Annotated in this window: 17 protein-coding genes and 2 pseudogenes; 9 read left to right on the top strand and 10 right to left on the bottom strand. The window is 46.5% G+C overall.

The window, feature by feature from the left end:
* The first annotated feature begins 21 nt into the window (after positions 1-21).
* Positions 22-423 (top strand): MarR family winged helix-turn-helix transcriptional regulator, encoded by a 402-nt coding sequence (locus tag KME11_11600; protein MBW4515858.1) that lies wholly within the window; start codon positions 22-24, stop codon positions 421-423.
* 72 nt (positions 424-495) lie between these two features.
* Positions 496-969, top strand: a complete 474-nt coding sequence (locus KME11_11605; protein MBW4515859.1) for a GNAT family N-acetyltransferase — start codon at positions 496-498, stop codon at positions 967-969.
* Positions 970-1,266: 297 nt separating this feature from the next.
* Here KME11_11605 and KME11_11610 read toward each other — a convergent pair whose 3' ends face one another.
* From KME11_11610 to KME11_11630, 5 genes and pseudogenes are all read right to left on the bottom strand, one after another.
* A complete protein-coding gene (locus KME11_11610; protein ID MBW4515860.1) occupies positions 1,267-1,656 on the bottom strand; it encodes a HAMP domain-containing histidine kinase in 390 nt (129 codons plus the stop codon).
* Positions 1,589-2,627 (bottom strand): annotated as a pseudogene (locus KME11_11615) (hybrid sensor histidine kinase/response regulator). Before KME11_11615 ends, KME11_11610 begins: the two are co-directional and overlap by 68 nt.
* Positions 2,620-2,820: a hypothetical protein gene (locus tag KME11_11620; protein ID MBW4515861.1), complete on the bottom strand. Its 201-nt coding sequence runs from the start codon at positions 2,818-2,820 to the stop codon at positions 2,620-2,622. Before KME11_11620 ends, KME11_11615 begins: the two are co-directional and overlap by 8 nt.
* Entirely contained in the window at positions 2,820-4,574 is a 1,755-nt protein-coding gene (locus tag KME11_11625) for a response regulator (GenBank protein ID MBW4515862.1), read from the bottom strand. Before KME11_11625 ends, KME11_11620 begins: the two co-directional genes overlap by 1 nt.
* Positions 4,575-4,667: 93 nt before the next feature.
* Complete coding sequence (locus tag KME11_11630; protein ID MBW4515863.1) at positions 4,668-5,210, bottom strand: hypothetical protein; 543 nt, start codon at positions 5,208-5,210, stop codon at positions 4,668-4,670.
* 122 nt (positions 5,211-5,332) lie between these two features.
* On the opposite strand from KME11_11630, the pseudogene KME11_11635 reads away from it, so the two are divergent.
* Together KME11_11635 and KME11_11640 are read left to right on the top strand one after the other, a co-directional pair.
* A pseudogene (locus tag KME11_11635) lies at positions 5,333-5,515 on the top strand (hypothetical protein).
* 471 nt (positions 5,516-5,986) lie between these two features.
* The gene (locus KME11_11640; GenBank protein MBW4515864.1) at positions 5,987-6,172 is read left to right on the top strand and encodes an IS1 family transposase; all 186 of its coding nucleotides are present in this window, start codon (positions 5,987-5,989) and stop codon (positions 6,170-6,172) included.
* A gap of 105 nt (positions 6,173-6,277) precedes the next feature.
* Here the strand turns inward: KME11_11640 and KME11_11645 are convergent, their stop codons facing one another.
* Positions 6,278-7,285, bottom strand: coding sequence for a DUF389 domain-containing protein (locus KME11_11645; GenBank protein MBW4515865.1), 1,008 nt, complete (start codon positions 7,283-7,285; stop codon positions 6,278-6,280).
* A 112-nt stretch (positions 7,286-7,397) separates the two neighbouring features.
* Between KME11_11645 and KME11_11650 the strand changes: the two genes are divergently transcribed.
* From KME11_11650 to KME11_11660, 3 genes are all read left to right on the top strand, one after another.
* Entirely contained in the window at positions 7,398-8,939 is a 1,542-nt protein-coding gene (locus KME11_11650) for a Na+/H+ antiporter (protein ID MBW4515866.1), read from the top strand.
* A gap of 171 nt (positions 8,940-9,110) precedes the next feature.
* Positions 9,111-10,139, top strand: a complete 1,029-nt coding sequence (locus KME11_11655) for a mechanosensitive ion channel family protein (GenBank protein MBW4515867.1) — start codon at positions 9,111-9,113, stop codon at positions 10,137-10,139.
* Positions 10,136-11,470, top strand: coding sequence for a DUF2254 domain-containing protein (locus tag KME11_11660; GenBank protein ID MBW4515868.1), 1,335 nt, complete (start codon positions 10,136-10,138; stop codon positions 11,468-11,470). The genes KME11_11655 and KME11_11660 overlap by 4 nt, the downstream gene beginning before the upstream one ends.
* A 357-nt stretch (positions 11,471-11,827) precedes the next feature.
* Here the strand turns inward: KME11_11660 and KME11_11665 are convergent, their stop codons facing one another.
* Complete coding sequence (locus KME11_11665; GenBank protein ID MBW4515869.1) at positions 11,828-12,088, bottom strand: hypothetical protein; 261 nt, start codon at positions 12,086-12,088, stop codon at positions 11,828-11,830.
* Positions 12,089-12,312: 224 nt separating this feature from the next.
* Between KME11_11665 and phnD the strand changes: the two genes are divergently transcribed.
* Both phnD and KME11_11675 read left to right on the top strand, forming a co-directional pair.
* A complete protein-coding gene (phnD, locus tag KME11_11670) occupies positions 12,313-13,206 on the top strand; it encodes a phosphate/phosphite/phosphonate ABC transporter substrate-binding protein (protein MBW4515870.1) in 894 nt (297 codons plus the stop codon).
* A 72-nt stretch (positions 13,207-13,278) separates the two neighbouring features.
* A complete protein-coding gene (locus KME11_11675; GenBank protein ID MBW4515871.1) occupies positions 13,279-15,189 on the top strand; it encodes a HAMP domain-containing protein in 1,911 nt (636 codons plus the stop codon).
* A gap of 388 nt (positions 15,190-15,577) precedes the next feature.
* Here KME11_11675 and KME11_11680 read toward each other — a convergent pair whose 3' ends face one another.
* The 3 genes from KME11_11680 to KME11_11690 form a co-directional block, all read right to left on the bottom strand.
* Complete coding sequence (locus tag KME11_11680) at positions 15,578-18,745, bottom strand: alkaline phosphatase (GenBank protein MBW4515872.1); 3,168 nt, start codon at positions 18,743-18,745, stop codon at positions 15,578-15,580.
* A 192-nt stretch (positions 18,746-18,937) separates the two neighbouring features.
* On the bottom strand, positions 18,938-19,594 hold the full coding sequence (arsH, locus tag KME11_11685; protein MBW4515873.1) for an arsenical resistance protein ArsH: 657 nt from the start codon (positions 19,592-19,594) through the stop codon (positions 18,938-18,940).
* 33 nt (positions 19,595-19,627) lie between these two features.
* Positions 19,628-20,074: a dual specificity protein phosphatase family protein gene (locus KME11_11690; protein ID MBW4515874.1), complete on the bottom strand. Its 447-nt coding sequence runs from the start codon at positions 20,072-20,074 to the stop codon at positions 19,628-19,630.
* Positions 20,075-20,081: the final 7 nt, after the last annotated feature.

Here is a 20,081-nt window from a genome sequence, read left to right on the forward strand (position 1 = left end):
TTACGCAACTGCTTACATAATATGGTTTTTTACCCCCAAGTTGGTAAAGTAGCACTAGGTAGCCGTCTGCGACGATTAAGCGATCGCTTGACCGAAGATGCCGCAAAAATTTACACCCTTTACAGGGTTACGCTAGATCCAAAGTGGTTTCCTGTTTTCTATGTTTTGTCGCAGAAGGAGAGCGCAGCAGTTACTGAGATTGCTCAAATTATTGGACACTCTCATGCTTCTGTCAGCCAGATTGTTAGAGAGATGAGCAATCGAGGATTCGCAACAACTGAAAAGCATAGTCAGGATGCGAGAGTGAGCGTTGTAAAACTCTCTGATTCTGGGAAGCAATTGATCCCTTACCTTGAACAGCAGTGTGTTGATGTAAACCAAGCTGTTGAGGAACTGTTATCAGAATCACAATATGATCTCTAGAACGCGATCGCAGAGGTTGAATTTCTGCTTGCTGACAAAAGCTTTTTTGCTCGTGTCCAAGCGGTGCAAAAAATGCGTGAACAGAAATCTGTTGAAATTATTGATTACTTACCAGAGTTTCACAATGATTTCAAGCGCCTGAACTACGAGTGGATTGAGGAATACTTTCAGCTAGAAGAAGCTGATCACCAATCCCTCAGTCATCCCAATGAAAAAATTTTGAAGCCAGGTGGACACATCTTTATGGCACGGCATAAAGGCGAAATTGTTGGGGGTTGTGCCCTAATCAAGATAGATGACCATACCTATGAATTGGCTAAAATGGCAGTCACAGAAAAAGCTAAAGGCAAAGGGATCGGATGGCTCTTAGGGCAAGCAGCCATCAACAAAGCGCGTGAGTTAAGAGCAGAAACAGTCTTTTTAGAGAGCAATACGATCTTAGAGCCTGCAATTAATCTCTACCAAAAGCTAGGGTTTCGGAAAGTAGTTGGGCAGCCTTCACCGTACCAACGCTGTAATATTCAGATGGAGCTAAAGCTTGTTTAGGCATATCTCAAGGAGCAATTGAACCAACACAAGCTCGTTGCACACCGACCGACAGAGAGCGATCGGTGGGAATTCAAATATCCTGTCGGCGGGTGAATGGGATCGTTAGTCTGCTGTACACTACATTGTTTCGGCAGAAGAACGTTCATCGCCACGTCGAGCTTTGCGGCTCTGCTCTCTGAAGTTCAGCCCTTCACCCTGTCTCACCCATGACGATGAGCGTTTGGCTAGTATGACTTCTGCTGACTTCTCAATCAAAATTGGTGGCACTAAATTATACGGATCTTGGCTCGACCCCTAAATTTCTTTTACAGTGGTTGCCTGCACCGGAATTGAAATCATAAACTCTCTCCCTTGACCTAAAGTCGAGTTCACTTCTATCGTTCCGAAGTGCTTCTTAACTATGATTTGATGGACGATCGCCAATCCTAGCCCTGTCCCTTGCCTCACACCTTTGGTTGTAAACAGATGGTCAAAGATTTTTTGCTTCACTGCCTCGGTCATGCCAATCCCATGATCCTGAATTCGGATCACGGACTGTTGCTGATCTGCAGATAGTTCTGTTTTAATGATGATTTGATTGGGGTTGGCTTGACTTTCTGCAAAGCTGCGTCCTTGATTAAAGTCTTGTAGGGCATCGGTCGCGGAACGTGACGCACAGCTTTTGAATCTTTTCTTCTGATGCATCAATCGCATTTGCCAGCAGATTCATGAACACTTGATTTAACTGTCCGGCAAAGCATTCTATCTGTGGCAAATTACCATAATCAGTAATAACTTTAATTTCCGGGCGAGATTCATTGGCTTTGAGTCGATGCTTGAGAATCATGATCGTGCTGTCAATGCCGTCATGAATATTGCAAAGAATAGGGCGATCGCAATCAGACCGCGAGAAAGTTCTTAAACTAGTGCTGATGGCACGAATGCGAGCGACTCCTCCTTGCATCGAATCAATCAGGTTAGGTAAATCCGCTTGCAAGAATTTCAAGTCTATGGCTTCTAAAGCTTCCTTTAGGGTAGAACTTGGATGAGGAAGTTCTTTTTGGTAAAGATCAATAAGTTGAAAGAGATCTTTAATGTAGTCTTGAGCGGGTTGCAGATTACCAGCAATAAACACAAGCGGGTTGTTAATTTCGTGCGCCACACCCGCCACTAAATTGCCCAAAGCAGACATTTTTTCACGGTGGATTAACTGGATCTGAGACTGTTGAAGCTGTGTCAGTGTTGCTTCTAAGTTAGACGTTTGCTCTGCTACACGTTGTTCTAGATTTTTGGTTAACTGCCGTAACTGCAAATGAGTTTTTACCCGTCGTAGCATCTCCTTCTCTTGAAAGGGTTTGGTGATGTAGTCCACAGCACCCAGAACAAATCCTTTCTCCTTACTATCGGCATCAGAGAGAGCGGTTATAAAAATGATCGGAATAACAGGCGGTTGTTGGATCTGCCTTCAGACGTTGGCAGGTTTCAAAGCCGTCAATTCCTGGCATCTGTACATCCAGTAAGATCAGATCGGGAGGATGGGCTTGGACTCGCTTCAGAGCGCGATCGCCATCGAGCGCTGTTGCCACTTCATACCCCGCATCCCCTAAAGTTTCACAAACTACTTCTAAGTTCGCAGGAATATCATCTACTACCAGAATTAATTCAGCACTAGACATCGGCTTTCTCCTCTATCAAGTGCTGTTTCAGCAACTCTTCAATCTCTTCAGCTTTAAATTGCTTGGCAAGCTGAAGAATCTGTGAGGCAAAACCAGTGTAGCGAGGGTTAGAGTAAACCATCTGCTCTGTGTGTTCTCGTAGCCGCTTTAAATTGCCTTTCCGAGCCAGTTCTAGTAGCGTTTTTAACTCCACTATATAGTGGGAAGCATAGCTTCTTCTGGGTTCTGCAATTCAGTTGTTGAAGATGACTGCGAGTCTTTTGTAGCCGTCATTTCATAAGTCCACTCTAAATTCAAGTGAGTGGCTAGGAGCTTAAATAATTCACTGACTTCTACTGGTTTTGCTAAGAAATCATCTCCCCCTACATCTAAACTCATCTGTTGGTCGGCTTGGGCGACTGAGGCAGAAGAAACAATGATCTTTTGGTGTTGCAAATCATGGGCACCGCGAACTTGTTTGAGCAGTTCAAAACCGTTCATGACTGGCATCGCCAAATCTGTAATCACCAAGTCGGGTTGAGACTGGCGGATTTTTTCCAATCCTACCTGTCCATTTTCAGCCTCAGTCAGTTGGAAGCCAATTGGCTCTAATAAATTGACAAGAACGGCTCGGTTTTCCCACCGATCGTCTACTACTAGAATGCTGCGTCGTTGTCCTTCATAACCGATAATTTGTTTGCCAGTGGTGAGGGAGTTTTGATGTGCCCAATCGATGGCGATCGCTAGTTCCACCTCAAACCAGAAATCACTGCCGACTCCAGGTTGACTCTTAACTTGGATTTGCCCATTCATCAGTTGAACAATTTTTTGGCTGATCGCTAATCCTAAGCCCGTACCTTCGGCTTGGCGCTGGCGATCGCCCACTTGTTCAAAAGCCTGGAAAATTTTGGTTACTTGGTCAGATGCAATCCCAACGTCCGTATCTTCAACTTGAAATTTGATCCGGCGAAGGGATGGCTCGGCACTCTCCATCACGGTTACTTTGAGCGCGACAGATCCTGTATCAGTGAATTTAATCGCATTTCCCAACAAGTTGAGCAACACCTGACGCAGCCGTTTTTCATCGACAAAAAGCCCTTCGGGCAACTGCGGATCAGGATCGTAAAGGAAATTGATCGCTTTTTGGTCGGCACGAATGCGGCAGATTTCGGCAACCCCTTGAAGGAATGAAGGAAAATGAATTGCCTTAGGCGCAAGGTCTAGCTTACGGGCTTCAATTTTGGACAAGTCCAACACATCGTTAATGAGTGTCAGCAAATGAGAACTGCACTGGTAAAGAATTTCTACCCCGTGGCGTTCTTTCATGGGCAATGCTTTGGAGCGGTTGAGAATTTGAGCATAGCCCAGAATGCCGTTGAGAGGCGTGCGGAGTTCGTGGCTCATGTTGGCAAGAAATTCGCTCTTGGCTTGGTTCGCGCGATCGGCTACCAGTTTTGCTTCTTTCAGTTCTGCGGTGCGTTCCTCAACTCGGGTTTCCAACTCAATGAAAGAGCCTTGCAGTTGATCTGCCATCTGGTTAAAGGAATCTGCCAGCGATTCTAATTCGTAAATACCTCGCACCTGAACCGTTTGATCTAACTGTCCAGAGCTAACCGCCTGACTGGCTTTTTGTAGCTGCAAAATTGGTTTGGTAATCCAGCGCGAAGTCAAAAGACCTAGTGCGGTCGTTACCGCCAGAGCACCTAAGCACAGCAAAATTGTGGTGCGAGTATTGGCATTGATTTGTGCCATAAAGTCTGATTCGGGCATCACAACAACGCTGAGCCAATCGATACCGCGTTCGTCTCGAATAGCTGAAACTTGAACAAACTGCCGCTGATGATCCAGCATGAAATCAAGCTGTTGAATCTGTTGAATGGCGTTGAAGTTGCCAAACTGATCGAGGATGGCTTGTGCGGTAGTACGAATCGCAAAACTTTCGGACTTTACGGCAGGAATTTGTTGCAACTCCTCATTTTTCAGGTCAAGAATATAAGGCTGTTGGATCGTTGAACTGGCAATCAGATTGCCCGATCGATCGATAATAAACGTTTGCCCGCTCTAACCCACCTTTAACTCGCTCAGAAACCGATGAATCTTAGTAATCCGAAAGGTACTTTTTTGCACTCCCCATAATGTTCCAGTGCTGTTGTAGATCGGCTGAGATAGAGCTATTGAAGCTGTCTTAGACGAACTGCTGAAGTAGGGCTGAGATGTCCAGGCTGGTTTTCTGGCTTTTTGGACGACTTGATACCAGGGGCGAGATCGGGGATCAAACTCTGCCTGAGTTTTGAGCAGTGCGATCCGTTGACCTTGATCATTAAGTTTGTAGAATTGGCGCTGAGGTAGATTTGCTTTGTTACTGATGCGGGAAACGATGCCATCATCGAGTGTATTTTCTAGAGCGATACTTGTGCCATCAGACAAACCAATTTGCATATCTTCGCTCGTACCTTGGCTGACTAACCGCCACAACGTTCGTTCCAGTTTGGTGAAATCTGATAGATCAAGCTGACCCTCTTGAGCCGCAGCCACGATCACTTGACCCGCAACATAGGGTTTTTCCAAGTAGTTCAGAACTTGCAGGTTGAGGCGATCGCTCATCTCTTGTCGTAGCTGACTGGCAACATCATTGACTGCCTTCTGTCCATTTCGCAGGGAAATATATCCCGTTAGCCCAACTGCTACGAAGATTTGTACAACAAATGGAACAATTAGGAGCGATCACCCGCGTTGACCTCATCTTCGGCTCAAATTCTCAGCTACGAGCCCTTGCAGAAGTCTATGGTTGTGTGGACTCGCAGCAGAAATTTGTGAATGACTTTGTGGCGGCGTGGGATAAGGTAATGAACCTCGATCGCTATGACCTTCGCATGATCTCAGCGAAAAGCTCTGCTCGGAGTTTCTAAGCGTACCTCCAACCGATCATCGGTGATCATCGGTCGAGGCTACGCAACCTGCGACAATCTTGAGCGCGGGCGAAAACCAGAGACAACAATGAGGGCGGCGTTTCAACTTATCTTGAAATCCGCCCTAGCTTTAGGTTCTTATGTCAAAGCTGCTGTAACCCCAGCCAACCGATGACTTCTGACTTCTTGATGTACGTCACTACTCGTCTTAGAGCCTAATGACAAACCGCAGCAGCGACCGACAAACTTTGAACTCTGCACCAGCGACTTCCGATCGTCCGCTGCCGTGACATGTTAGCCCGCGCTTCACAAAGTCATGACCCTCGCATTTCCCAACCTTCTCAACGGAAGGGTATTGCAACTTGTAAACCGCACAGTCCTCGCTTAACCCTTCATCGTATTGAAAACCTTGCTAGAACCCTTTGAATTACCTAGTTCTATACCAATGCCTGGGGCGCAGATCAGCGCCATCTGCATCTTGCCTTGCACACGGTAGGTAAAAGTCATACTCAAACCATCGAGCGCAAGCATTCCATCTTACGCACAAGAATCAAACAGTTAGCCTGTAAAACCATTTGTTTTTCCAAGTCTAAATGGCTTCATGATGCTGTGATTAGACTGTTTATCAATCGGTATGAATTTGGCTTAGGTATCTAACTGCTAATCCATAGGTCCAGAACACTACTATCAAGTAGATGCGAAAAAAACTTTCAAGTATTCGGTAAAAATGTGGGAGTAGTTGACGGAATTTAAACGATCGCCTTAATTCTCAGCATCCGTATCTTCTCGACGGATTTCTTCAACTTGTCCAGCGATAAATATCAGCGTAAATGGTTGTCCCATTTCACGCTGCACAAATGCTTCCAGAAGGGCTACTTGCCTGGGTGTAATCGGTTCCTTAGCGCGAACATTCAATCGGACTTCTGGAGGATTAGTTAACCAGTTGCTGCTGCTGCTTAACAAGTCTAAGCGCTGAAAGGTAAGGGTGCGATTTAATAGTGCCTGTCGTAAACTGGTTTCCAGGCGTGCCTGCCTCACCAATCGGGTAAAGCTAAACCCTAAAGGAAGCAACAGGATTGCAGTAAGAATAAGTATCCAGGCAAGTGCTTTATGAGCATGGCGAAAGGAAGCATAGCCTGCTAGTAAAAAAGTGACCATGCAGGATAGGGTGATGCCTAGTAGATTGGTTAGATAGAGCAACATAGCTCCCTGGCTGAGGGTCCAATTTGCCTGAGACAGCCCTAAGCCAATAACGCAAATGGGCGGCATCAGGGCAACTGCGATCGCCGTTCCCGCAAGACTTTCTGAGATTTTCGGCTGTACCTTCGCATAGCCACTCACCCCTCCAGCCGCAACCGCAATCCCCAAATCCAGCAGCGTCGGTTCCGATCGCGCCAAAACTTCACTGTCAAAGTTAGAAATGCCGACCAATTTGCCCAACATCCAGGCAAGCACTACTGCCAGGGCAGTCCCCACAGCAACGGCGACTAAGCCCCGCCGAAACAGCACGATATTTCCTGTCAGCGCCCCAAACGCAAGTCCACGAATTGGCAGCATGAGAGGAGCAATAATCATCGCACCAATAATCACCGCCGTGCTGTTGGACAACAAGCCGAAGGTGGCGATCGCGCAAGAACTGATGATCAAGATCAGGTAAGATGAGTCGGGTGTTGATTCCGTCAGTAGCCCCACTTCAAGCTGCTGTGATTGGATCAAGCTCTGATTTTGATGCCTAAAAGTTCTGAAGCGATCGCGAAGATGAGTTAGCACATTTGACTCCTTTTAAAATCCCAGAACTCTGACCTTTGCCTAGCATCTTACTTAAGGCTGTAGCGGTCATGCTCCAATAGTATGAAAATTGTAGAGATTATCTTTTAAACAAATGGCAATGGCTCCGACTTTAAGTGAAATGACGATCGAGACAAACCTGAAGCAGTTCTTGCTGGTGCTGTCGATTTCCTTGAGTGTGGCAACCTTGCCCCGCGTTTTTAGCTGGTTTCGTCAAATTCCTTATACCCTTTTGTTGGTGATTGTGGGATTAGGGCTGGCATTTATAGATGTGCGCCTGGTAGATCTATCGCCAGAGATGATTCTCTCTATTTTTTTGCCACCCCTCTTGTTTGAAGCCGCGTGGAATTTGAAGTGGTCAGAACTCAAGCAGGAACTCCTGCCCATTTGTCTTTACGCCGTGTTTGGGGTTCTGGTGGCGATCGCAGGCATTGCGCTAGGACTGAACCAATGGGCAGGAGTTTCTCTGACGACTGCGCTACTGATCGGAGCCAGTTTGTCTGCCACTGATCCGGTGTCAGTGATTGCTTTATTTCGGGAACTAGGGGTAGGCAATCGGCTCAGCGTTTTAATGGAAGGGGAAAGTCTGTTTAACGATGGCATGGCAGTGGTTGCTTTCAGTTTTCTGGTGACCTTGCCGTTGGGAACAGCAGATTTATCAATTCAATCTGCTGTCATTGAGTTTGGGCGCGTGGTCGGCATCGGCATTGCAGGGGGTAGCCTCATTGGATTTGGTATCTCTTACCTGACGCAACGATTTGACTTGCCTTTGGTCGAACAATCATTTACCCTAGTGTCCGCCTATGGCACCTATTTAATTATTGAGGATTTGGGTGGTTCTGGGGTAATTGGCGTTGTGACGATGGGCTTAATTTTAGGTAACTTTGGTTCTCGCATTGGCATGAACCCTCGCACGCGGATTATTGTGACTGAGTTCTGGGAATTTCTGGCATTTTTTGTCAATTCGATCGTCTTCCTGCTAATTGGCGATCAAATTCATTTCAATACTTTGGGGCAAAACCTCGGCATCATTGCGATTACGCTAATAGCTATGCTGATCACACGGGCGATCGCTATTTTCGGCTTGAGCGCTTTTAGTAATCGTCTGACCGAATCTACAGTTCCACTCCAAGAACAAACCGTGCTGCTGTGGGGAGGACTCAGAGGATCGGTGTCGATCGCCTTGGCATTGAGTGTACCTGCCATTCTGCCCGATCGTGAAGAAATTATTGCTACCGTTTTTGGGGTAGTGTTATTTACCTTGCTGGTACAAGGATTAACAATTAAACCGCTGCTGGAATGGCTAAATCTGTTAGGCAACCAACCGTTGCAACAGCAATTTTCAGAAGCGATTGCCCGCTTATCTGCATTAAAAAGAGTGTTACAGCACCTGGGACAGTCTGAAGATCGTCCAGCCATTGAGCCAGAGTTTTACCGCTATCAAACGTCTTTAATTAAAGGAGAAATTGTACGTCTAGAGGAAGCGATCGATACCTTGCAAGACGAACACCCGGATTTACGCACATTTGCCGCCGAACAATTCAAGCTAGAACTGCTGGCAATTGAAGCAGATACTTACGCTGAGTTGGTTCGAGCCGGACAACTCAATCAGGAACTGGCTCCCTTCCTACAATAAGATTTTCCAAAAGAGGTTTAATGTCATCACTATTGGTCAAAGTCGCGAAACAAAATTATTGCCCTGTAAACAGAAATCCAAAACCTGCGGCAAAGCGATCGCTAAACCTGAGACAGAAGCGAGTCCTGCCCGTTTTGTGTACAATTCGGTTGCGATTTGGAAAGGAGTGTGATGAACACAGACGTATTCACTGTATGGGATAAAGTTCAAGCAATGGCAAATGGCTTTTTTGTCTTGCTGCCTAATATTGTGCTGGCATTGATTGTTTTTACGATCTTTTTCTTCGTTGCCAGAGTTATTAAAGGAACGGTAAAAAAGCTAACTCGCAATCATCGCCAAGCTCGTAATCTAGGATTAGTGCTGGGGCGATTGGCACAAGGCGTAACAATTCTGGTAGGATTATTCATTGCTCTGTCAATTGTGATTCCGTCTCTTAAAGCAAGCGATTTGGTGCAGTTACTAGGCATTAGCGGGGTGGCGATCGGGTTTGCATTTCGAGATATTTTGCAAAACTTTTTAGCTGGTATTTTGATCCTCCTAACTGAGCCATTTCAAATTGATGATCAAATTGTCTTTAAGGATTTTGAGGGCACCGTCGAACAAATTCACACGCGAGCAACAACAATTAGAACCTACGATGGTCGGCGTATTGTAATTCCTAATTCAGAGCTATTTACCAACTCAGTTACGGTTAACACTGCATTTGAAAATCGCCGTTTGGAGTACGACATTGGGATTGGCTATGGCGATGATATTAATACTGCCAGACAGTTAATTCTGGGGGCAATTCATGAAACCGACGGGGTGTTAGAAAATCCTGCACCGGATGCACTTGTAGTAGAACTGGCAGATAGCACCGTTAAAATTCGCGCTCGCTGGTGGGTGCAGCCGCCTCGTCGGGCAGATGTTTTAGATATGCAAGATCGCGTTTTAACCAACATCAAAAACAAACTGATGGAAAACGGAATTGATTTGCCCTTTCCAACTCAGCAAATTTTGTTCCACGATCAAACCGAAGACACCGATGGCGATCGCGCTCGTCAACGAGAAGGCTGGCCTTCTGGAAAACGCGAAGTTCCACAGCCCCGTAGTATTAGCCATGCTCTTAGACAGTTTACTGAGATCCAATCTCAACGTAATGACGCGAAAAATGATAGTAGATCTTCAACAAATTACCATTCCTCTTCAAACAATCGATGAGACACGCAAAAATAGGCAAGTTTTGGGACTCTTTACATTCCAGTTTCTGGTTTGTGCCAACCCTGATGGTAGTTCTATCGATCGCCTTTTCGTTTGTAACTATCGCCGTCGATCAGAGGCTAGAAACCAACGTTATTGAAAAACTGGGCTGGGCATATTCTTTAGGTCCTAACGGTTCACGTGCCATTCTCTCAGCGATCGCTAGTTCAATGATGAGCGTTGCCACCACGGCTTTTTCCATTACAATTGTAGCCCTTCAGCTTGCATCTTCCCAGTTTGGACCCCGCTTGCTGCGAAACTTTATGCAAGATACGGGCAATCAAGTTGTGCTAGGAACCTTCATTTCCACGTTTGTTTATAGCTTGATGGTGCTACGAACGATCAACGGAGTGGAAGAGAATGAGTTCGTTCCCCACCTTTCTGTGACCTGCGGCATTGGTTTAGCGATCGCCAGTATTGGTGTGTTGATTTACTTTATTCATCATTCCGCCTCATCAATTCAGGTTGATCAGGTCATCAAAAAAGTGGGGCAGGAACTTGATGAGGCGATCGATCGGCTGTTTCCTGAAAAAATTGGACGCAGTGTGTCAAAGCAACGGCAGGACATGACCCTGGCAAATATTCCAGCCAACTTCGACAAAATTGCTCGTCCTATTAAAGCCGCAACCAGTGGCTATATTCAAGCCATTGATGATGAGCAATTAATGAAGATTGCAACTGAAAACAATGTGTTACTTCGGCTCCAGCATCGTCCGGGTCACTTTATAATCCAAGGACATGAATTAACGCGGGTCTTTCCTGACGAAAAAGTAAATAAGCAACTTACAGATCAAATCAACGATGCTTTTATTCTCGGCTCACAGCGCACAGCACAACAGGATATAGAGTTTTCGATCGATCAACTGGTTGAAATTGCCGTTCGGGCGCTTTCTCCAGGAATTAACGATCCGTTTACTGCTATTCGTTGCATTGATCAGTTAAATGCTGCCCTCTGTCACTTCGCCCAACAAGAAATTCCTTCTCCCTATCGCCATGACGACCACGACCAGCTTCGCATTATTGCTGAACCGATCGCATTTGCAGATGTAACGGATGCTGCCTTTAATCAAATTCGGCAGTATGGACAATCAAGTGTTGCTGTCACTATGCGGCTACTAGAAGCGATCGCCACAATTGCATCCTGCACGCACCGAACTACCGATCGCACTACACTTTTACGTCATGCCAAAATGATTGAACGCGGTAGCCAGGAGGGCATTTCAGAAGAATTAGACCGCAACGACATTAAAGGACGCTACTTAACAGCAGTAAAAGCGATCGAGCAGCTTTAATTCAAAGAGAAATAGTGTTGAGCATTGCTAAATTTGCAATAACTCCATTGTTACATAAAGACGAACTACGGTAATTAGGCTAAAAATGATTGGATCGATGGATCAGGAGCTAGTTTGGAAAATACAACGACTATGAATGAAAGCGTCAATGATACTCAGAAGATTCAGCAGGAAATTTTGTGGGGGGTTGTATCAAGAATTTCGGAATCATGCCCGTCATCGTGAAATCTTGAGATCAAATGTGAGTAACTATATGCTGATTGTTTCTTCAGCATTAATCAATGTCTCTAAACTTGCTGTCATCTAGAAACATGCGAACATCTGCTTCATACATCAAGCGTACCAGCATCGACATGTTTAAGGATTCCCAGGGAAGTGTAGTGGAGCGATCGCAGCAGCTATTTCCTTCACCCATCCCGAAGCCTTCACCCATCCTGAAGCCTTCGCCCAGGCATCGCAGAATTCGGCAAAACTCGTTTTACCTGCAAATCCTGCCGGATGACTATCCGCTACCAGCCTTTCTAAAATTTCATAGATTGCTACTGTCCAAGTCGAAGAACGGGTATAGGGTTCCTTCGAGGCATTAGTGTAAGTCGTACCTTCTGGTGCGGATCGCAAAGCGGGAAAACTACAGACTTCCGAGGTTGACTCTTGTGAAACTATTGCGCTCCGAAAGGTGAGAGCAACGGGGAACACAAAGCAAGCCTAAACATTGAAGAAGTCCTCTCTACTCGACAGTTCGACCACCAAAGGTTTGTCTAAAACACGTAGGTTCATTACTTTACTGTTAAAAATGTGTTGCTTTGGGCACTTTGTGTATGTAAGCATTAAAAATTAAAAATATGAAACGGCGTCATTTTCTGTTGAGTAGTTGCTTATTTGTTGCAGGTTGCACATCTGCTACAAATTCTTCGACTAATCAATCTTCTTCGCTAAAAGTAACCAACCAACTTGAGAAACTGCGCTTTGCCGTGTCAGATGTGAAAGGACTCGAAGATTTACAGAAAGACTATGGAGCCCTACGAATTCTTCTAGAGGAGATTTTAGAGAAAAAGATTGAGTTTTTCCCTGTAGAAAGCTATATTGCCGCCGCTTCTGCGCTTCAACTTAATCAAGTAGATTTGGTATTCACAGGTCCATCAGAATATGTGGTGATGCGTGCCAGAACAAATGCTGTACCGATTGTTGCGATCGAGCGGCAGAAATATTACGCGGTAATTGCAACTCGATTGAACAGTGGTGTTCAGTCGGTGGCAGATATGAAAGGAAAAACGATCGCTATGTGGGAAACTGGGTCAACTAGTGGACATTTGGGTCCAACAAAGCTGCTGATTGATGCTGGGCTAGATCCCAAAGCAGACCTAAAAATTCAATTACTGGCAAAACAAGGGTTACCTGCCCTTCAGAAAAATACCGTCGATGCTTGGGGCGGATCGGTCAGGCGGTATGACAAGTTTCTTCAGTCCCAAGGGCTGTCTGAAAAAGACTTTCCCATCATTGCCAAGGGACCTACGCTGCCCGCAGATCCGTTTGTTGCCAGCAGCCAACTAGATCCAATGTTTGTAGATCAGATTCGAGATCGCTTGCTGCAAAATCAGGACAAAGTAGTGCAATCGCTCGCTCTTTCAGATGAAGAGAAGTTTAAGGGTGCCAAGATGGTGCAGGTCAACGACTCCAACTACAACATGATTCGCGATGTTTATAAATCGATCGGACAGGGCAACTTTGTTTCTTAGTCCTAAAACTTTTTGCCCTTTTGCATAAATCCAATCACGCTAAATGTAGCAAGCTCCCCTACCCAGTTTTCTATGCTATTTCGAGCTATCTGTTCTAAAAAGAAAACTGTTAAAAAGAAGACAGTTAGCCTTTCTAATATTCCTGTTGAGTTTATTCAGCCAAACTACCTATTAGAACGGCTGAGCGGAGACTGGAGCATTGCGTGTAAAATCGGCTCTGGCTATGCCTTGTCAATCAGTATTGCGGTATTAGGAACAACTATTGGGCTAGTGACCGGCAACTATTATCAAGAACAGGCACAGAAGCAGCAAGCAGTTACTGATCAACAGCAACACCTTTTGGGTCAGCTAGAGAGTGCGATTAACATCGTTAGAGTACATCCACAGCGACTTGTCGGCGTACTAGGAGAATCAGTCTGGTTTGACTACGAGAAAAACAAATTTCTAGGTACGATGAGTCAGGTAAAAGAGTTGCTTGGTGAATTTGAGTCATTTACTGATCAACACACCAATGAACTGGCAATCAACATTCAGGTGTCAAAAGATTTGCTGAAGGGCTATACCGCTAGTATGGCAACCTATAAACAACTGACGGAAACCTCATGGCAGCAGCTTAAGCCCGCAGATCTAAAGGCAACAGAAATTGCAGCCGCGCAACAACAGCTTCTAGCATCACTGAACACTTCACCCTCTATCAAAGTCAATATTGAATTAGACCGATTGACAGAGGTTTTGACCCGGCTTCAGAAAACTGCGGATGCACAGCATCAACAAGCGATTATCCAGGTTGAACAAGCGGGAAAACTGCGGATGCAGATTGTCATTGTGAGCATGCTGCTATCTACTGCTATGGCGGCAATGTTAGCACTGATGACCTCCCAGGCGATCGCCCGTCCGCTCAAATCAGTGACCCAACTGGCTGAAGCCGTTGTGCAAGAGTCCAACTTCAACTTGCGAAGTCCAATCAGTACTCAGAATGAAGTGGGTTCTCTAGCAACTTCATTAAATCAGTTAGTCCAATGGGTTGGCGATAATACTTATGCCTTAGAGCAGGCTCGTCAAACCCTAGAACAGCGGGTTGAGGAGCGCACTCAGAATTTAACTGAAGCCTTATACGAACTCAAACAAACCCAGTTGCAGTTGATTCAAAGTGAAAAAATGTCTAGCCTGGGTCAATTGGTAGCTGGGATAGCCCATGAAGTTAATAATCCTATCAATTTTATTCATGGAAATCTTAAGCACGCTGACGAATACTCTCAAACTTTACTAGAGCTAATTCATCTGTACCAGCAGCAATACCCGTGCCCAACTCCAGCGATTCAAACCTACATCGAAACAGTTGATCTAGATTTCATCAGAAAAGACTTGCCTAACTTGATTAGTTCTATGCAGGTGGGAACCGAACGAACTCGACAAATTGTACTGTCACTCCGCAATTTTTCTCGGCTAGATGAAGCCGAAATGAAACCTGTTGATATTCATGAAGGAATCGAAAGTACCCTGCTGATTCTCAATAGCCGTTTGAGTCAGGGTATGCATCTAATTAAAAAATATGGCGCTCTACCGTTTGTAGAGTGCTATCCAGCCCAGCTTAATCAGGTGTTCATGAATTTAATTGTGAATGCAATCGATGCGCTAGAAGGAGGCAGGATGGAAAATGTAGTAAGTAGAACGGATAACCTCCAAGCTTCAAGATCAAACTTCCAAGTCGCAGATCCGATCATTACCATTTGCACAGAGCAAGTAGATCAGCATCATGTTTCTATTCAGGTTTGTGATAATGGTTCAGGAATTTCACCCGAAATTCAAGCAAAACTTTTTGATCCTTTTTTCACGACAAAACCTATTGGTAAAGGAACAGGGTTAGGTCTTTCTATTTGCTACCAAATTATCGAGAAGCATCAAGGGGAAATCCAGGTAACCTCAGAAGCTGGACAGGGAACAAAGTTCACAGTTTTACTTCCAATACATCCGCTAGCATAGTCTCAACTTCCTTCATTTCTTGGCATCGCTGAATAAGGAGTCGAGTTAAATCCTGCGCAGCAGTCATTCACTCCGCTGGTCTAAAAAACCGTGCTTGAGACGTTGATCTCACCCGGCTCTTCAACAACCGGGTGCTGGTCATTCATACCTGGATGAACTTGGTCGTGGCAGTGTTAATGTAATACAGTCGAATTTTCCCATCTATCTCACGTCGGTCAAGGATACTTCTTTAGGAGAGGGGCTGAGATTCGTCCTTTCACTCAGCAACGCCACGGCTTTCTCTTCTCGGTAGCTTGCTACGTCCTGTTTGCCAAGTGCTGGTTGCCAAATCCTATAAACTTCCTAACCTCTGCTCCTATTAACAGAGGTTAGGAAGAAAAGTAAATCGCTACACGGTGAAGCTACTTGCCCCGATCGCGCTGGGTTGAATGCCTGCTAAAGTTGCGAGAACAGTGTTTGTTTCAGTCAAAGTAACGACTGTATCATCGGCAAAATCTCCGGTTCCAGCAGAGACTTGCAGTTGACCAAACGTTAAGTTCGCTAACCGAATTAAGTCTTCGCCTACTTTGAAGTCTACAATCCAGTCGCGGCTTTCTGCAGCAATCACAAATTGATCGTTGCCAGCGCCCCCTGTCAACACGTTGAAGCCTGCGCCCCCGATTAGCGTGTCGTTACCCAGTCCACCGACTAGAGCATCATCTCCCGCTAAACCTACGAGTAAATCGTTGCCAGAGTAGCCCACCAGTACGTCATTCTCCGGTGTGCCTGCTAAGGTGTCAGAGGTTTCACCACCCCTGGCATAGTTAGGCAAGGAATCACGCCCAAACAGGGTTTGATACATGATTCTGTAAATCTCTGTGTTGTCGAGGGTTGACGGTAACAGATCGGCGTTCATGCCGTAGGTCTTGGAAACAATACTGCCAGGGAAATCAGGAGTGCCGACCCAGGCGATCGCAAAGTTACCCATGGGTCCATCAATGCTATCCATCGCCGTAAATGGAACCCAGGGTTCAGATGCACTAGCTGTGCTGCCTTCAGCTCCATCCAGAAAATTGCGGACGGTGTTGGTGGTCGTGGGGTTAACGTTGATGAAAGGTACTTCCGGCTGACTATCTGCCAGGATCGGGTTGCTGGCATCAAAGTTTCCTGTGGAGCGGGTGTAAGGCGCAAACTGGAACACCTGTAAACCACCCGCGTCGCTGTCGGCAGCGGTAATGACAAGGGTATTGGGGTCTTGAGTATCAACATAATCGATCGCCACACCGATCGCCGCATCGGCTCGCCGCATTGCCTCAATGGTGCCCGCCGCATTGTTGTTATTGCCGAAGTTGTCGGTGCCTTCTTCTTCGACCACCACAAAGAAACCATCAGGATCTTTGTTGACGATTTTTAGCGAAGCTTCTAGCATTTCAGCAACGGTTGGCGCAGTAGCAACGTACAGCGGAGAAGGATTTGCGGTGTTTAGCCCTAGTGCTTCCTCAGTGCGATCGTCGAAGGTGTCAGTTGCTGCAAACACGCCGAGCAGTTTTTCGGGCGGATTGGCGCTATTGACAACAGCGTTCATCTCGTCTTCGGTGTAGACCACAGTGTAACCGAGGGATTTTGCCAAATCAATCAGGTTGATTGAAGGACGACGCTCTGGACGAGTTTCGGAAGCATCCTCCTCAGCAGTGACGTGGAATCCGGTGGTGCCAATGGGCAACATGTATAACTCACCTCCACCCAGGATCACGTTTGTACCTGAGCGAATGGTTTGTTCAATAATCTCGGCGTACTTGTCTCGTGCCCGCACGGTGTTACCCAGGCGGTTTGTGGTTTCTGCGGCAAACGCAGCGGTTCCAGGTTCTGCCATCTGACCCGATTGAATTAAAGCTGTGGCTTTGCCAGCCAGAATTGCCTCATCCAAAATGCTCAAGCCTTGACGACCCGAAGCTGGAACGACCAGTTCTTGGGTTTCTTCCAAGCCAAAGGATTCGTTAAACACCTTCACCCCGTTCGCGTGGGTAACAGCCCCTGCGTTGGAAGTTCCGGTCAATTGGTTTTCCATGTGACCGAGATACACCCCAGCATTGGACATTTTGTCCCAGTTGAGTCTACCGTCGGGGCCTTGATCAATGTTGCGCAGCGCCATGTAATGAGAAGGGCTGGTGCCATCAGGATGAATGAAGATGACGTTCCCCGTGTCTTTGGTCGCCTGCGGTGCTTTGGGTGCTTCTTGAATGCGAGGTGCTAATTCAACGCCGAATAGCGTCTCGTACATCAACTCATACATCACCGTGTTGTCTACTGTTGCGGTGAGTTTGTCGGCATTCAGCCCGTGTGCTTTAGAGACGATCGAGCCGCTGAAGTCTGGTGTTCCTGCCCAGGCTACGGCAAAGGGAAATACATCGCCGTTGGCATCGGGTTGAGAAATAAAGGGTAGAGTGTTGGCTCCGGTGGTTCCATCAAGGGGAACATTGCGGCTGGTAGTGGTGGGGTTAGCATTGACGGTGCCTAAGGGCTGACCTGCCGTGCGAGGGTCAACCACTTGCAAACCACCAGCATCGCTATCTGCTGCTGTTAGTAACAGAGTGTTGGGATGACGCTCAATGAAGTCTAGGGCTGTCCCGATCGCCCGATCGGCTCGAATGGTGCCCTCAATGGTTCCAGCAGCGTTATTGTTGTTGCCAAAGTTATCGCTACCTTCTTCTTCAACAATAGTGATCGAACCATTGATGAAGTTAGGATGCTTTTCCATTAGCTGCTGCGTGATGTCCAGCATTTCGCCAATTTCAGGAGCCGTGGACTTATACAAGGGCAGATTGTTTTGAGCCAGGACTTCTTCAGGGCGATCGTTGAAGGTGTGGATGGGCGCAAATACGCCGAGTACTTTCGTCGGCGGGGTGGGAGTTTTAGACGTGTCCAACAAGTCCCGAAGCTGTTGCTCGGTGTAGACAACGGTGTAGCCCAGGCTTTTCGCCAAATCAATCAAGTTTTCGGAAGGGCGGTTTAAGGGATTGGAGCTAAGTGCATCATATTCAGCGGCTGTACCATGGAAGCCTGCTTGACCCACCGGAACCATATTAAGTTCGCCACCCCCTAGAATAAAGTCGGCACCCGATAGAATGACTTCTTTGGTGATGTCTGCTAAGCGCTGACGGGGAGGAACTCGCTGACCCGTTGACGAAATTGTTTCGCCAACTTGAGACACAAACGCTGCTGTACCCGGCTCATAAGCTGCTCCCGATTGAACAAGAGCCGTTACTTTTTTGGCTTCAATAGCTTCTTGAACAATGGTTTTACCTGTGGTGCCTGCAAGAGAGGTCACAGATGAATTATCTTGGTTGAGACCAAAAGATTCGGCGTAGACTTTGGTGCCTGTGGCGTGGGTAACGGCTCCTGCGTTGGAGGTTCCGCCCAACTGGTCTTCCATGTGTCCTAGGTAGACACCAGACTTATCCAACTTGTCCCAATTCAAGCGTCCGTCGGGGCCGTATTCTACAAAACGGGCAGCCGCGTAATGGGAGGGACTTGTGCCATCGGGGTGGATGAAAATAACGTGATTATTGCTAGGCATTTACACTCCAAAAGCGGTTTAATGATGTTTGAGCTAAGTAACCTTAAAAAACTGCTCGCAACTTTTCTAAAACTACTACCGAATCTAGAACCACTGTTGCGCGCAGCTGATCACCAATCAGGATCGCATTCTAAAGTTAAGAGATTGCTGTCAATGAGTTAAAAGATCGCTCTAAAAACACGTCATCCACCTTTAGTTAGATTTTACTTCTAAGGCTGCGTTAGCATTCTCGACGATCGCTTTTGCGGCTTTCTCTTTGCGTTCACTGTGGCGATCGGTGAGGTAATCTACTTGTTCTCGCAGCAGCATTGTGAACTTGTAAAGTTCCTCCATAACATCGACCACGCGATCGCGGTAGGGGGAGTCTTTCATAGTGCCGTCTTCGTTAAACTCTTGGTAAGCTTTGGCAACTGAGGATTGATTGGGAATGGTAAACATTCGCATCCAGCGCCCTAACAGTCTTAAGGTGTTAACGGCGTTAAAAGACTGTGAGCCACCGCTGACTTGCATGACTGCGAGAGTTCGACCCTGGGTTGGGCGCAATGCTCCAATGCTGAGGGGAATCCAGTCCAGTTGGTTTTTGATAATGCCCGTGATCTGCCCGTGCATCTCTGGGCTAGACCAAACTTGCCCTTCTGACCATTGGCTTAATTCCCGTAGCTCCTGTACTTTAAAGTGTGTGTCGGGGACGCTGCCATAAATTGGTAATTCGCGGGGGTCAAAAATTCGCACTTCTGCACCCAAGTCTTCAATAATTCGCGCGGCTTCTTCGGTAAGCAGACGACTATAAGATCGATCGCGCAATGAGCCGTACAAGAACAAGATTCTTGGTTTATGAGTAAAGTTCATGTTCTGGCTCCTGGTTTTCTGAGTGGGTATTGCTTATTGTTCTGCTAAGGTTTGTAAGAAATTTGTTTGAGATTCTCGCAAGTCAATATCAGAATTCGCGTTGTTAATTATTTGCATTGCTTCGGCGTAGGATGATCCAGAACTGATCAAATAAGCGGCAATCATTGTGGCTGTTCGTCGCCGTCCATTGGTGCAGTGAATGGCGACGGCGTTGTCAAGCTGATTTTGCTGGTTAATGAAGCCTTGTAGTTTCTGAACTTGTTCTGGGCTAGGGGCAGTGCCTCCGGAGGTGGGAAGCCACACATGGGGAATGTTTGCTTCATCATATAAAGCTAGATTAGAAGGGTCATCTAATATGGAAGCGATCGCGCCAATGCCTGCTTCTTTGAGTTCGTTAAGTTCTTCAGGGGTAGGTTTACGCACTCCGGCTAGTTTGCCTGGAATCACCCACCAGAGGTTTTCGGCGATCGGGTTTTCCATGGGTGCT

It is taken from the genome of Timaviella obliquedivisa GSE-PSE-MK23-08B (assembly GCA_019358855.1).
Classification (GTDB): domain Bacteria; phylum Cyanobacteriota; class Cyanobacteriia; order Elainellales; family Elainellaceae; genus Timaviella; species Timaviella obliquedivisa.

Bases quoted from the DNA above. Each gene is read 5' to 3' on its own strand.
- KME11_11600 (MBW4515858.1), top strand. From the start codon at position 22: ATGGTTTTTTACCCCCAAGTTGGTAAAGTAGCACTAGGTAGCCGTCTG.
- KME11_11605 (MBW4515859.1), top strand. From the start codon at position 496: ATGCGTGAACAGAAATCTGTTGAAATTATTGATTACTTACCAGAGTTT.
- KME11_11610 (MBW4515860.1), bottom strand. From the start codon at position 1,656: ATGCATCAGAAGAAAAGATTCAAAAGCTGTGCGTCACGTTCCGCGACC.
- KME11_11630 (MBW4515863.1), bottom strand. From the start codon at position 5,210: ATGAGCGATCGCCTCAACCTGCAAGTTCTGAACTACTTGGAAAAACCC.
- KME11_11650 (MBW4515866.1), top strand. From the start codon at position 7,398: ATGGCAATGGCTCCGACTTTAAGTGAAATGACGATCGAGACAAACCTG.
- KME11_11655 (MBW4515867.1), top strand. From the start codon at position 9,111: ATGAACACAGACGTATTCACTGTATGGGATAAAGTTCAAGCAATGGCA.
- KME11_11660 (MBW4515868.1), top strand. From the start codon at position 10,136: ATGAGACACGCAAAAATAGGCAAGTTTTGGGACTCTTTACATTCCAGT.
- phnD (MBW4515870.1), top strand. From the start codon at position 12,313: ATGAAACGGCGTCATTTTCTGTTGAGTAGTTGCTTATTTGTTGCAGGT.
- KME11_11675 (MBW4515871.1), top strand. From the start codon at position 13,279: ATGCTATTTCGAGCTATCTGTTCTAAAAAGAAAACTGTTAAAAAGAAG.
- KME11_11680 (MBW4515872.1), bottom strand. From the start codon at position 18,745: ATGCCTAGCAATAATCACGTTATTTTCATCCACCCCGATGGCACAAGT.
- arsH (MBW4515873.1), bottom strand. From the start codon at position 19,594: ATGAACTTTACTCATAAACCAAGAATCTTGTTCTTGTACGGCTCATTG.
- KME11_11690 (MBW4515874.1), bottom strand. From the start codon at position 20,074: ATGGAAAACCCGATCGCCGAAAACCTCTGGTGGGTGATTCCAGGCAAA.